Genomic DNA, 13,531 nt, shown 5'->3' on the forward strand with positions numbered 1-13,531 from the left:
TATTTGAAAAAGAGGAGACTGGATGATATTGATAGCCGGCCCATGTGTGATAGAATCAAAAGAGCAGATTTTTAAAATTGCTGCTGATTTGAAAGAGTTCGATGAAGCAGAAGATATAGATTTTTATTTCAAAGCAAGTTATGATAAGGCCAACAGGACAAGTTTAGAGAGCTACAGAGGGCCTGGTCTGAGAAAAGGACTTGAAATCCTTGGCGAAGTCAAAAAAGAGTTCGGTTACAAGATATTAACAGATGTTCATGAAACCTCTCAGGTAGAGCAGGTTGCCGAAGTTGCCGATGTTTTACAGATACCTGCATTTCTTTGCAGACAGACTGATCTACTGGTTGCAGCAGCTAAGACAGATAGGGTTGTAAATATCAAGAAAGGGCAGTTTATGAATCCTGCCGATATGAAATACAGTGTTTTGAAAGTATTGAAAAGCAGAGATGTGGGACATTGGAAATTGGACATTGGTGAGAGAGAAAATGTAAATTATGAAACAGGTAAAAAAGCGGGTATTTGGCTTACTGAAAGAGGTTCTACTTTCGGATATGGCAATCTGGTAGTTGATATGAGAAGTCTGGTTGTTATGAGAGATTTTGCGCCGGTTATATTTGATGCAACACATTCTGTTCAGATGCCCGGAGGAGCACAGGGAAAGAGTGGAGGTAAAAGAGAGTTTGTCGCTCCTCTTTCACGTGCAGCAGCTGCGGTAGGTGTTGATGGATTTTTTTTCGAAACCCATTACGATCCTGAAAATGCACTGAGCGATGGGCCGAATATGTTAAAATTGGATGAATTGAAAAGATGTGTTGAAGATATAAGAAAAATAGAAAATGCAATAGGAGTTTAAATGAATGTTATAGAAGGAAAACTAAGACTTACAGGTAATGAAAAAGTTGCCATAATCTCGAGCAGGTTTAACCATATCATAACAGATAGACTGGTAGAGGGTGCAAAAGATGCATTTTTAAGACACGGAGGAAAAGAGGAAAACATTGATCTTATTTTGGTTCCGGGAGCGTTTGAGCTTCCGTTTGTACTGGATAAAATACTAAGCAGCTGTGATTATGACGGTGTCTGCTGCCTTGGAGCTATCATAAGAGGAGCAACTCCTCATTTTGACTATGTTGCTGCAGAAGCTACAAAAGGGATAGCCAATACCACGCTAAAGTATCAAAAACCGGTAACTTTCGGTGTTTTGACTACAGACACGATAGAACAGGCAATCGAAAGAGCCGGAAGCAAAGCGGGAAATAAGGGCTTTGAAGCGATGACGGGGCTTATTGAGATGATAGATCTTTACAGAGGAATCTGTTAGATATAAAGAGTGTTATCTCTTGCCGAACACCAATAATGTGTGGGTGTGGGTGTGGTGAAACCGATCACTAACCACCAATCACGATTCACGAATTACGAATTACGAATTAGAATCACGAATTAAAATTACGAATAAAAGGAACAAAGTGGCGACAAGACATCAGGCCAGAGAGGCTATTATAGGTCTTTTATATGCTTACGATCTGGGAAATCCGGAAATCAAAAAATTTGCAGAAGATATTTTGGAAGAGAAAAAGATAAGAAACAGACAGAGAGAATTTGCCCTTTCTTTGTTTAAAGGCGTAGTTGAGCATTTGGAAGAGATAGACAAAGAGATAAAAAAACATCTTGAAAGCTGGGATCTAGACAGAGTAGGACATATCGAAAGAGCGATACTCAGGCTCGGTGCATATGAACTTATGTTTACCGATCTTGACAAGGCGATAGCAATAAATGAAGCGATAGAGCTGTCAAAAAAACTGGGTACTGACCAGTCTCCAAAATTTGTAAATGGTGTTTTGGACGCAATCGCCAAGGAGAGAGAAGAGAAACAGAAGGTTGATAGTTAAGTTGATAATTTTTATTGACCAATCACGAGTTATGACTTAAAGGAGAAGAGTGAGACTTAGCAAAGAAGAGGCGGTAAGACTTATAAAAGAAGGGGACCTGAAAGAACTTGGGTTAAAGGCGTTGGAGAAAAAAAGAGAACTACATCCGAAAAAAATCACCACTTTTATAGTTGACAGAAATATAAACTATACCAATGTGTGCTGGGTCGATTGCAATTTTTGTGCCTTTTATCGCCATAGCAAAGATGAAGATGCATATATCCTCAGTTTTGAAGAGATAGACAAAAAGATAGAGGAACTTATTGATATCGGAGGTACCCAGATTCTTTTTCAGGGAGGAGTTCATCCCAAACTGAAAATAGACTATTATGAGGAGCTTGTTGAGCATATTCACAAAAAATATCCTCAGATTACAATACATGGATTCAGTGCCGTTGAAATTGACTATATATCCAAAGTTTCCCGTATCAGTTATGAGGAGACTCTGCAAAGACTAAAAGCCAAAGGTCTGAGTTCAATTCCGGGAGCAGGTGCCGAGATCCTCAGTGACAGAGTAAGAGAGATTATAAGTCCCAAAAAACTGAGTTCCGAGGAATGGCTGGATATTCACAGAACGGCTCACAAGATAGGTATGAAAACGACCGCTACGATGATGTTCGGAACGGTGGAGAGCGATGAAGAGATAGTTGAGCATTGGGAAAAACTGAGAAAATTGCAGGATGAGACAGGAGGGTTTAGAGCTTTTATCATGTGGAGTTTTCAGCCGCTACATACAAAACTCCAAAAAGATGGAATAGTAAAATATAAAACTTCATCAAACAGATATCTGAGACTGTTGGCGGTTTCCAGACTCTTTTTGGACAATTTTAAAAATATTCAGTCTTCCTGGGTGACACAGGGGAGTTATATAGGGCAGATGGCTCTTCTATTTGGAGCCAATGACCTCGGTTCTACAATGATGGAAGAAAATGTTGTCAAAGCTGCCGGGGCTCAAAACAGGATGAATCAGGAAGAGATGATAAGACTTATCAAAGAGATAGGAGAAATACCCGCAAAACGCAACACTGCCTATGAGATTTTGGAGATGTATTAGAAAGAGGCGCGTAAAGAAATCGTAAACTGCTACGCAGCTTTGCTGCTTATCGGCTGTCTAACGGTGCAGAGTGGAGCGATTGCACCGACAGACGCCAGTTCACCGAATAAGGATGAAGGTTGAAGGCTGAAGATTGAGCAAACTGCTTTGCTTTTTCAGGCTCGCACGGCGAGGCGAATATGCTGGCGAAGCCTACGCCGATTTGTCGAAAGAGGGCGAAGAACAAAAGGGTTTGAGTATATAGATGGTAGTTGCCACTCACACTCACACCCACACTATTAAGAAGCCGGAGAAATGGATGAAAAATTTTTTTGCAATTTTATTTTTTATACAAGGGGTTTTAATGGGAGCAGTGCTGGAGAGTATAGAGGTCAAAGGCGTTAAAATACCGGTGATTTATGAAAAAGATACAAATCTTCCGATAGTTTCTATGCAGATTGTATTTCAAAAGAGCGGCAGTATAGAAGATGGCCAATTGCCTGGGCTTGCAAAATTCAGTGCGAAAATGCTCAATCAGGGTACAAAAAAACTTGGAAATGTGGGGTTTGCGAAAAAACTTGAAGAAAGAGCCATACATTTTGGTGTAAATATCGGAACCGAGACGCTTGTTTTGGAGATGAGTTCGCTCAAAGAAGAGTTTGACAAAGGTTTAAAAATCATAAAAGAGCTTTTTTCAGATCCAAATCTGACACCCGAAGCTTTTGAAAGGGTAAAAACTGTAACAATGGGTGTGCTTTTAAGAAGAGAGAACGACTATGACTATATAGCAAGCACCAATCTCAAAGAGATGCTCTTTAAAAATACACCGATAGGTCACAGGGCGGACGGAACTAAAGAGAGTATAGAGAAGATAAAGCTTGATGATGTTGAAAAGTTTTTAAAAGATCATATCGTATTGAAAAGAGCGATTGTGGTTATTGGGGGAGATATAAGCAAAGAAGAGGCACAAAAAAAGCTCTCAGAACTTCTAGTGAGTCTTGATATAGGAGAAAATGAATCTCTGGGCTTTTATGAAGCATCCGATAAACCGGAGAAAAAGGTGGTGAAAAAAGATACCGACCAGGCCTATATCTATTTTGGCTCTCCTTTTTATATGAAAGTAGATGACAAAGAGTACTATAAAGCAAGAGTTGCATCTTTTATACTTGGCAGCAGCGGATTTGGAAGCAGAATGATGGAAGAGGTGAGGGTAAAAAGAGGACTTGCTTATTCAGCCTATTCAACCGTCAGAGTTAACAAATCCCACAGTTATTTCAGCGGATATCTTCAGACGAAAACAGATAACCAAAACGATGCTATAGAAGTTGTAAAAGAGGTTATAGCCGAGTTTGTGGAAAAAGGTGCCACACAAAAAGAGCTGGATGCTGCAAAGAAATTTCTGCTAGGAAGTGAGCCGCTTAGAAACGAGACTCTTTCACAAAGATTGAGCAGAGCATTTATGGAATACTATAAGGGCAAACCTCTGGGATATTATAAAAAAGAGCTTGAAAAAATAGAGGCTTTAAGTCTCGAAGAGCTTAACAGTTTTATCAAAAAACATCCGGAAATAAACATATTGACACTTTCAATTGTTACAAAGTAGCTCTTTATATCAAGAGTATTTATGAAAAATTTTATTGAAACGAGAGATCTGGAGAAATTCAAAAAGGCGGGAGCTAAAAACATCATAGAACTCTCTTTGATAGCTCCCGTAAAATATCTCAATCTCATTCCCCAAAAATTTCCTGTTATAGGTATAGAGAATTTTGTTGAGGTTACAGTTAAAGATGTAGCTATTACCCCAAAATATATGAAAATTTTTGCATACGCAAAGAATTTCGAAAAAGATCTGGAGATTCTTTTTTTCAGATATCAGGCGTATCATAAGAAACTTTTTTTCCCAGGAGCGGTATTAAGTTTATACGGAAAAGTTGTATATGGAAGCGGAAAATTACAGATGCTTCATCCTAAAAAGGTTTCATTCTCCGGACAAATAGTCCCCGTATACAAAACAGCGCTGAGAGCGGATATTTTTAGAAATCTTTGCAAAAAATACATAACAAAAAACGCCCTTTTAGCGGAGGGTTTGCCTGAAACTTATGCAGCAAGGCTTGAAGATATTCATAATCCCTCACTTCAATTTTATAAAAATTTTACAAAAAATCGTACTTTCCCGAAATCATACCTTGAAGCATTAAAATTTGCGGAAATTTACAACCATTTAAAAGAGCTTGGAAAAAAAAGAGTATTTTTTCCGGCTTTAAAGAGATTGAACTGCTCTTCGGAGGATTTTATAAAAAATCTTCCCTTTGAACTTACTGCAGATCAGAAAAGTGCCATCAAAGATATAGAAAATGACTTGAAAAAAGAGGTGGCGGCAAAGAGAGTAATAGTAGGCGATGTGGGATGCGGTAAAAGTATAGTAATGTTTGCCGCAGCTTTTATGGCGTTTCCCGAGCGGGCTTTGCTTATGGCGCCTACTACCGTTTTGGCAAACCAGTTGTATGAAGAGGCTTTGAAATTTATACCTTCAAAGATAAAGTGTACTCTTGTAACGGGTTCAAACAAGCCAAAAAATCTTGAGGAGTATCATTTTATCATTGGAACTCACGCCCTTTTATATCAAAAGCTTCCTGAAGCCGTTTTGGTCATGACAGATGAACAGCATAGATTTGGAACCTCTCAAAGACACGCTCTTGAAAAAATGGTTTCCTTTGGTAAAAAAAGACCCCATTTTCTTCAGTTTTCAGCCACTCCCATTCCCCGCACCCAGGCTTTGATAGATTCAGCTCTGGTGGATATCACACTGATAAAAGAGACGCCTTTCAAAAAGGATATAGATACAAAAATCATAACAAAAGATGAGTTTGGGAGTCTGCTTTTGCATATCAAAAGTGAGATCGAACAGAAACGGCAGGTTTTGATAGTCTATCCGCTTGTAGAAGAGAGTGAAAATTTCAGGTACAAATCTTTAGAGGAGGCACAGGAGTTTTGGAAAAAACATTTTGAAAATGTTTATAGTACCCATGGAAAAGATAGAGAAAAAGAGCGTATTCTTGTAGAGTTTAGAGAAAAGGGAGATATACTGCTTGCTACAACTGTGATAGAGGTAGGGATTTCATTGCCAAGACTCAGTACCGTTGTTATAGTAGGTGCCGAAAATCTGGGTTTGGCGACTCTTCATCAGCTAAGAGGAAGAGTGAGCAGAACCGGACTCAAAGGATACTGTTTTTTATATACCAACAATAAAAAAAGTGAAAGACTGCGCTCTTTTGCGAAAGTAAAAAGCGGTTTTGAGATAGCAGAGCTAGATCTGAAATTCAGAAAAGGCGGTGATATATTAAGTGGTAAAAACCAGAGCGGAAAAAGCTTTAGATGGATCGATATAGTTGAGGATAAGGATATAATAGAAGAGGCAAAAAGATTGATTAAGTAAAAGGTGAAGGCAAAAGGTTTTCTTAGCCCTTCTGCCTCTACCTGTTATCAATAAAGACCGAATTTTCCATCTGTTCTTTTGTAAAGAACTCTTGTTTTTCCTTCTCTGTCTTCAAAAACGATGAAATATTTTTTGCTGTTTTTCAAAACTTCCAAAGCCTCTTCTATTTCGACGGGTTTATCAATATCGAGATTATGAGGCACTATCTCTTCCGTGAATCCTAAAGACTCTTTCAGTTCATCTTCAATCATAGGCATAGCCATAATCTCTTCAAGACTCATATTCTTATGGTCTTTTATCTTGTCAGCATATCTTCTAAGAACTTTTCTGGCTCTCTCGAGTGCAAGGTCTGTTGCCGCATAGATATCTTTATCTTTCTGTTTTATAACAACAGTACCTTTTTTTGCAAGATTTATCGTAAATTCAACCGTAAAGCCTTTTTTCCCGTTTCTCTCGTCTCCAGAGACCACAACATTTGCACCGGTAATATCCAGAGCATATTTGCCAAGAGAGTCAATTGCACTTTCAATATAGTTTTTAATCGGTTCGGTCAATTCGACTTTTCTGCCGGTAATATGAAAGTAATCCATTAAGACATCCTTTTTGAAAATTTTTGCTATTTTATCAAAATATACTTAAAAGGCACATATAAAGAGATTTTAAAACCGTGTGGTATCATGGTTTTTGTATTGTTCTTCTGTGAAATCTTATCGGTTCATCCGAGTCAGTATTTGTAACAACAGTATCAATGATAACAGTTCCATTTGAATCAGCGGTGGCAATATTGTCTGCAAGTTCATTTGAGGAGTTGCACGGCATATTGTTTCCGATATAGTACAGAGTCATATTTATATCATATCTGGGATTTACAGCCGGATATCTCATATTTATATTTTCTACGCAACTTGAATTATGATCATGTCCTGAAATTGCCAGTAAAGCAAATTCGGTTGCACTTTTCGCCAGAAGTTCGGCTTCTTCTTTAAGATAGATATCTCCTGTCTGTTTAGCGGTCTGTGATGAAAATGAGAGCATAAGAGCCATAAGGGTTGCAATAGCAACAAGCAAAATAATAGCTGTAATCAGACTGAAACCCTTTCTCATTAAAACACCACCTTCTCTTTGCAAAATGAAATATTATAATCGTCTGTTATATTTTTGAAAAGACAGAGCTTCAATCTAATCACTTTGTCTATCTGCCTAAATTTGAAAACAGAAACATTTTCAGCTAATAGATTTCTATTTCCATCATTATATCTTTCCGCAAACCATGGTCTGTAATTGGAATAAAGATAAAGATTTCCGTTTTCGGGAACAACAGCGTAGGCACTCCAGACCAGATAGTACTGTTCAACAATATCCTTTGAACCCAGATTTTCCGTAAATTCCAAAACATCTTCTTGTCCTGCAGCTTGTTTAACCCGCAGAACATAATTATGATTTCCTATGGTTCCGTAATTGGGATTTTCATTCCATCCATAATTGTTTATATCAAAACCGAGAGGCAAACCTTTAAAAATTATTGCTGCACCAGTGTTATTTAGATCCGCTGCGCCGTTTGAAAGTTGAGATATTATGCTGTTAGCATAACTTAATTTACTGCCAGGGGTTTTTATTTTTGTTTTATTGGTTTCATTACTATCGAGATCTATAAAGCCGCTCCAGCCCGGCTGGTATTTTGTTCCATCCCATTCACCTCTGAATCCGTCGTTATCATAACCAATCCATTCGAGTATCTGATAGTTCTGGTCTGCCATAGACAGAGCCGTAATGTTTGAATCATTTGGCTGTTTTCTGGCGATCGTGGCCTCTTTTATTCTATATGAAAGTCTTTTTGCAAGCTGGCTCAAAACCAGTTCAGTTTTTGTTTCCAGCTCGTTGATAGCCCTGCTTGTTATGTAGCTTTCGTAAATCCTTATAAATATTCCGCTTCCTATGACCGCTATAATACCCAATATAACAATAACAAATATGAGTTCAATGAGTGTGAAAGCTTTTCTCATCAGTTGAATGTCCTCTGAAGAAGTTTATATCCGCCGATATTTGTTGCAAAGCTTCTGAATGCTGCGATCTCTTCGTTGTTCAGGTTATCGGTTATCTTAACCTCTATCATTTTTATATTTGTAGTTGTAGCAGCACCAGAAGTGCTGAAATCAAAAGATACTGTCGACTGGCTATAGTCTGCAGAGTCGCTGACATATTTTACAGTAGTAGTCAAAGTGAAGCTTTTAACATAATCAGAATCGGAAGCGGAGTTTACTACAAGAGTGTTCGTTCGTCCATTAAAATCATCAATATCATCGGGAAAGTTTGTTTCGTTTGAGTCGTCTATGCCGATTGTAGAAGCGCTTAAGATTGTCGAAAAAAACTTTCTTCTATCTTCTCCCTCGAAATGACCGATTCTTAGAGTGCTGTTTGCATCAGGCCATCTGTTTAGCTCACTATCGCCACCTGCAACGTCAAGTACATGTTTAAGATCGAGTTCCCCGACATTTTTTTCATCCCACTGGTATGTCATTACGTTTCCGATTTTTGTAGCACCTGCCAAAAGAGCTTCCTGGTTCAGACTGAACTCTTCTGATTTCATTACTTGTGCCAGTATAAGAGGAACGGTCATCATGGCGATAGCCATAACTACAATCGTTATGATAAGTTCGATCATCGTAAAAGATTTTTTCACCAATCAATCCTTCGTTCACTATCCTGACTGATGTTAAGATCTACGGTTTTTCCTGTAGATCCTATGCCTGCCCAGTCTTTTGGTTTTCCTGTAAATTCTATATAGAAGCTGTTGACATTGGCGGTAGGATCGAATCTGTTATAAATAAGCCATGATGATGCGTTCATATCTATTCTGTCCTTATACGGATAAGATGAGCCGTTATAAGTGAATGTCTGATTTTCTGTTCCATTGTTTACAGTTGTTGTGTTTCCAGGACTTACTGTAATATTTGTAGAAATCGTTGGAGTAAAGGCAGTTACGTTTCCTTCGCTTGGCGAATTGTGCTGTAAATTTACATACCAGAAAACATCATCAAAACTTTCATTTCCAAAAATTCCGGGATAATTACTTTTAGTGCAGGTTTTACAGTATACTTCATAGTATATTACCGCGTTGAGACTGTCCTGATCCGTTTTATAGTCCGGAGCGTGTACTCTTCCGAAAATAAATGTGGCGTTTTGGTCAATCGTTCTATTAAAATCTGCTCCTGTCGTATTTCCATCTGTTTCTTTTACGGTTATATTAAAATCGTTTTTGCTTATTTTGAATGGTTCATCGGGTATTGAAAGGTTTCTATCAAAGTTGAACTGTATAGATATGCTGGCCGTACCGCTTTTAAAAACGCTCTGTGATGTATTGTAGTCTGCTTTTTCATTATTCGTATTTATCAGGGTTGCAGTTGAGTTGTTGTCAAAGTAAACTATTCTATCTTGGGATGTGGACCAGGTAAGATTTTTGTCATTAATCAGGGTTACCGTATAGTTTATATCTTTTGAAAAACAGTTTGCTGTGTAGTTTGTGGCTGTAGAGTTGTCGTCTAGAATAGCCTTTATGTCAATTTTAATCTCTGCACTCATAGCTGAATCGTTTGATATATATGTAAAATTCTGATCGTTATTGTTGCTTAGATCTAGACTGTTCCTAAACTCTTTAGGATTAAACTTGAAAATTTTACTTCCCTCTATAAGACAACCTACTTTTCCTAAAGAATCCGGTGTATTTGATGAGCTAGCCTCTATACAGTCCCAAGTGCCGTCGCTTTTCGTGACCTGATCAACTTCCGTCCAATCTTTATCGTGAACTGAAAGGTTCACATCTCCAACATTCATGTATCTAAAGAGAGTGTTTGTTGTCTGACCATTCGTAAAAGCTATAGTGGTACTCACAAGCTCTTTGTCTGTTGGCAAGGAGCAACCTGTTGGAACTACAAGTTGTGTGGTAGCGTTTTTATCCGCTGAACCGTCAATGGTCTGAGAATATCCGGTTGTATTGGTATCAAGATTGTAAAGGGTTGCGTTGATATCCAAGGTGTACCATTTTGCGCCTATAAGATTTGTTTCATTCATATCCATGGAATATGTTTCGGGCCTTATCGAAAAGTTGTCTCTGGCGCAGACTGAACCTGCTATTTCGCTTCCGAAAACACAATCTATACACTCTTTGCTGGCCTGATTTTCTGATGCGCCTCCTACACCCGGATTACATACGTCGGCACAAGGGCAATATGCCGGATCATATACCCCTGTACATTGACCGATATATTGAGGCTGGGTATATACTCTGCTGGTTAACATTCCCCAGATACAATTATAGGTTTTATCGGTACAATACCAGTCAATGGGCTTGTCATACTGGTTTTTTAAAAAGTTTATTCTAAAAGTCAAGTTTTTTGATGCAGCGTCGTATGTGATATTTGTATCAACATACTCGTCATCATCAAATATAAGATCTTTTTCAAACAGTGAGGTTGCTGCCTTGCATATCTGGTTTTTCTCATCATCGGTAGCGGCTGTGGAAAAATCCGGAGTGTTGATAAGAGAGAGTCTGACTATTCCATCATACTCTTCCGGAGTTACAAGGTCGTCTTTCAGTTTTACAGCTTTTACATGAAACTCTTTCCCTGATATTTGTGTATAGAGTGAATTGACACTGTCTTGATAGTCGAGAGGAACCGTTTCGCCGCTGTAGTTTTTATTGACAACATTGAATGTTCCCGCTGCCGGATAATAAGGACTTATAGTGTTGTTGAAATCGACACATTTAGGAAGTGGACCGTCAAAGGTGAATTGCTGACCGGCAATATTGAAAATATATGATGTCTGGTATGAAAAACTGAAAGGCTGATCAGTATTTACCGTTGTATTGAAATCTATATAGGCTGTATCGTTTGGATTGAAAGTACCGCCGTTGACACTATTGGCTCCGGTTCCGATTCTTATTGTAAGAGTTTTGCCAGTGGTGTTGTAATCAACAAGATCGTCGCCTATGGTATCTGTCTGCAGTATAGGAGAGGTTTCTCCAATATTTTGTACTAAAGTCGTATTTTCGTTGTAAGATGTGATATTTTGATCGAATATTTTCATAATTTTAACATCTTCGGCTATTTCGTTGTCATCGTTTCTTATAGTGAGTCTGGCATGGATAGTATCGCCGACGCTTATGGTGCTTTCGGAAGTTATTTCGTTTCCATTGGAGTCATAGAGTGTTTCAAGATAACATATTTTTGGCTGATACAGTTCAGTAGAAAATGTCAAAACATTTGGATAAAAAGCATCCCCTTCTGAAATAATTTTTACTACCGTACTTTGTTGACCATTTGTCATAAAACTGCTGGTATCGAATATATCAATATCTATACCGTTGTTGTTTTGCAATGAAGGGTCATGTGTAAAACCTGAAATGGTCGAATTAAATACATTATCATAAGGAGAATCATCATTAGAAACATAGTTCCCGTCTACGGTGACATAATCCGGTTTGTAAAGATTTTCACCTTCGCCGGCAAATGTAATAAGTTTTGAATCGATGGGACCTGAAGTGGGCGTATAGAATCCTGATATATTGATCGTTTCAGTTTCGTTATGAGTTACTTTAAAACCGTCAAAAACAGAGATGTTCCTGAATTTTTCACCGTTATATGTATAAATTACAAATAGTGCCCAGGCACCGTAATTCCCATATCCCCTCATACCTTCCATACTTTGAATGTTTGCGGCTGTATAGACTCCGTTTGGATTTGTTGTATTGAGCTCGTTTGTAACATCTGCAAAAGCGGAGTATATTGTTCCGTATGCACTAGAGTAATAGGAAAAATCCAGATGATCAGCAACTATCTCTTTATAACCGGAAGTTTGAATATTAGGAATAGAGAAAAGTATCTTGTTTGCATCCAGAGTTTGAGTGGAAAGGTCGATATTATCGCTGGTTACAACAATGGTATCTCCGTCTCTGTATCTACAATAGTCGTTGGTATAGGTGTTGCAACTATGTAAAAATCCTTGCCAATAAAGTCCTGCCCAAACTATTTCAGAGCCTGCAGGAATGTTCAAAGTAGCGCTTGTTGAATTGAAGGTGGTAGCATTATTATCTATATCGAGATATTTTGTAAAATAGTTATTGGCTGTGGCATCCGGGTTTGTTGTACATTCGGCATCAAAACTGTTAGAGCTTACAGTAACACATTGAACAGTGTTTCCTATGGGAGTGATATTTCCGACAATATTTCTTGTATCGACTGGATTTCTAAGTTCAAAGTCTCTTTCTCCGTTATTGTAATCTGTCCCATCGTCATCAAGAATTGTTCCTGTTGCCTGGGAGTCAGCTATAACGCCTTCACCTGTTACATTTGAGAGGTTTATATAGAACAGTTCATCGTTTTCAATAACTGTATCTCCGTTTATTGTGATATCTATTGTGCGGCTAGTGTTTGTGTTGTCAAAAGTCAAAGTGCCGGATTTTGCTACATAATCGTTATCTGCAACTGTAGCTGTTCCGTCTTGTGTGCTATAGTCGACTGTGACTGTTCCTGTAGGAGCCGGGTCTATTGTAACATTGAAAGAGATAGTTGTCTGTCCACTATCTCCTTCTGGCTGTGCAGCATCATAAATAGTAATTGAGGGTTCTGGTGTTTTTATTGATATATTATCAATATATGCAACTTCTGAATTAGCTGTAGAATCGACCCTGAGTTCAAGTTTCAGTTCGGCATTTGCATCGGTGTACAAAGAGACAGTTATATGATATGTGCCGTCGGTATAGCTATAAGTTCCTACAAGAGTGTTATTTGCATAAATATAAAAAAAATCCTGAAATATCCACCCGTTTTCCCAGCCCCCTTCTGTTCTTATATCCAAATCAAGTATAACTTGAGTGTTTTTATAAGCAGATGAAAAACTGTAGGTTTTTGTAGCTGTACTGTCTCTTTCTATCAGCATCTCTTCATTTACGACAGATACGCCTGTACCGGACCAGCCGTTTAGTCCTGATGAAAAGTCGTCAAATGCCAGTTGAGCGGCAAAGGAATAGATACCGGATACAAGTAGAGTAAGTATAATTTTAAGTAAAGTATATCTCATATTTTTGTTCCTTCAAGAACTATAAAAAAGAGTGGGAAAGCAAATATCAGAGAATAC

General features: G+C 38.2%; 11 protein-coding genes. 6 read left to right on the plus strand and 5 right to left on the minus strand.

The genetic code is table 11. The features are described from left to right. The first annotated feature begins 22 nt into the window (after nucleotides 1–22). The 6 genes from kdsA to recG all read left to right on the plus strand — a co-directional run bounded on the left by kdsA (nucleotide 23) and on the right by recG (nucleotide 6,397). Nucleotides 23–853, plus strand: coding sequence for a 3-deoxy-8-phosphooctulonate synthase (gene kdsA / locus EPR_RS02025; RefSeq protein WP_200763572.1), 831 nt, complete (start codon nucleotides 23–25; stop codon nucleotides 851–853). Beyond that, nucleotides 854–1,321, plus strand: coding sequence for a 6,7-dimethyl-8-ribityllumazine synthase (ribH, locus tag EPR_RS02030; protein ID WP_200763573.1), 468 nt, complete (start codon nucleotides 854–856; stop codon nucleotides 1,319–1,321). It abuts the gene before it with no gap. A 145-nt stretch (nucleotides 1,322–1,466) separates the two neighbouring features. After that, the gene (nusB, locus tag EPR_RS02035; RefSeq protein WP_200763574.1) at nucleotides 1,467–1,889 is read left to right on the plus strand and encodes a transcription antitermination factor NusB; all 423 of its coding nucleotides are present in this window, start codon (nucleotides 1,467–1,469) and stop codon (nucleotides 1,887–1,889) included. Between the two features lie 49 nt (nucleotides 1,890–1,938). Further along, a complete protein-coding gene (locus EPR_RS02040; protein WP_200763576.1) occupies nucleotides 1,939–2,982 on the plus strand; it encodes a dehypoxanthine futalosine cyclase in 1,044 nt (347 codons plus the stop codon). A gap of 343 nt (nucleotides 2,983–3,325) precedes the next feature. Next, nucleotides 3,326–4,564 (plus strand): M16 family metallopeptidase, encoded by a 1,239-nt coding sequence (locus EPR_RS02045; protein WP_200763578.1) that lies wholly within the window; start codon nucleotides 3,326–3,328, stop codon nucleotides 4,562–4,564. A 21-nt stretch (nucleotides 4,565–4,585) separates the two neighbouring features. Further along, nucleotides 4,586–6,397, plus strand: coding sequence for an ATP-dependent DNA helicase RecG (recG, locus tag EPR_RS02050; RefSeq protein ID WP_234697155.1), 1,812 nt, complete (start codon nucleotides 4,586–4,588; stop codon nucleotides 6,395–6,397). A 47-nt stretch (nucleotides 6,398–6,444) separates the two neighbouring features. Here the strand turns inward: recG and hpf are convergent, their stop codons facing one another. From hpf to EPR_RS02075, 5 genes are all read right to left on the minus strand, one after another. Next, nucleotides 6,445–6,987 carry a ribosome hibernation-promoting factor, HPF/YfiA family gene (hpf, locus tag EPR_RS02055; protein ID WP_200763580.1) on the minus strand — a complete coding sequence of 181 codons (543 nt, stop codon included), beginning with the start codon at nucleotides 6,985–6,987 and terminating at the stop codon, nucleotides 6,445–6,447. An 85-nt stretch (nucleotides 6,988–7,072) separates the two neighbouring features. After that, on the minus strand, nucleotides 7,073–7,501 hold the full coding sequence (locus tag EPR_RS02060) for a hypothetical protein (RefSeq protein WP_200763582.1): 429 nt from the start codon (nucleotides 7,499–7,501) through the stop codon (nucleotides 7,073–7,075). Next, complete coding sequence (locus EPR_RS02065; protein ID WP_200763584.1) at nucleotides 7,501–8,400, minus strand: type II secretion system protein; 900 nt, start codon at nucleotides 8,398–8,400, stop codon at nucleotides 7,501–7,503. The genes EPR_RS02060 and EPR_RS02065 overlap by 1 nt, the downstream gene beginning before the upstream one ends. Next, the gene (locus EPR_RS02070) at nucleotides 8,400–9,077 is read right to left on the minus strand and encodes a type II secretion system protein (protein WP_200763586.1); all 678 of its coding nucleotides are present in this window, start codon (nucleotides 9,075–9,077) and stop codon (nucleotides 8,400–8,402) included. The genes EPR_RS02065 and EPR_RS02070 overlap by 1 nt, the downstream gene beginning before the upstream one ends. Further along, nucleotides 9,074–13,474, minus strand: a complete 4,401-nt coding sequence (locus tag EPR_RS02075; protein WP_200763587.1) for a Calx-beta domain-containing protein — start codon at nucleotides 13,472–13,474, stop codon at nucleotides 9,074–9,076. The genes EPR_RS02070 and EPR_RS02075 overlap by 4 nt, the downstream gene beginning before the upstream one ends. Nucleotides 13,475–13,531 lie beyond the last annotated feature (57 nt).

The sequence above is a fragment of the Nitrosophilus alvini genome (assembly GCF_015100395.1).
GTDB lineage: Bacteria > Campylobacterota > Campylobacteria > Campylobacterales > Nitratiruptoraceae > Nitrosophilus > Nitrosophilus alvini.

Excerpts from the sequence above, each read along its gene's own strand:
- kdsA (WP_200763572.1), top strand. The coding sequence starts at position 23 with ATGATATTGATAGCCGGCCCATGTGTGATAGAATCAAAAGAGCAGATT.
- hpf (WP_200763580.1), bottom strand. The coding sequence starts at position 6,987 with ATGGATTACTTTCATATTACCGGCAGAAAAGTCGAATTGACCGAACCG.
- EPR_RS02060 (WP_200763582.1), bottom strand. The coding sequence starts at position 7,501 with ATGAGAAAGGGTTTCAGTCTGATTACAGCTATTATTTTGCTTGTTGCT.
- EPR_RS02075 (WP_200763587.1), bottom strand. The coding sequence starts at position 13,474 with ATGAGATATACTTTACTTAAAATTATACTTACTCTACTTGTATCCGGT.
- EPR_RS02065 (WP_200763584.1), bottom strand. The coding sequence starts at position 8,400 with ATGAGAAAAGCTTTCACACTCATTGAACTCATATTTGTTATTGTTATA.
- EPR_RS02045 (WP_200763578.1), top strand. The coding sequence starts at position 3,326 with ATGGGAGCAGTGCTGGAGAGTATAGAGGTCAAAGGCGTTAAAATACCG.
- recG (WP_234697155.1), top strand. The coding sequence starts at position 4,586 with ATGAAAAATTTTATTGAAACGAGAGATCTGGAGAAATTCAAAAAGGCG.
- ribH (WP_200763573.1), top strand. The coding sequence starts at position 854 with ATGAATGTTATAGAAGGAAAACTAAGACTTACAGGTAATGAAAAAGTT.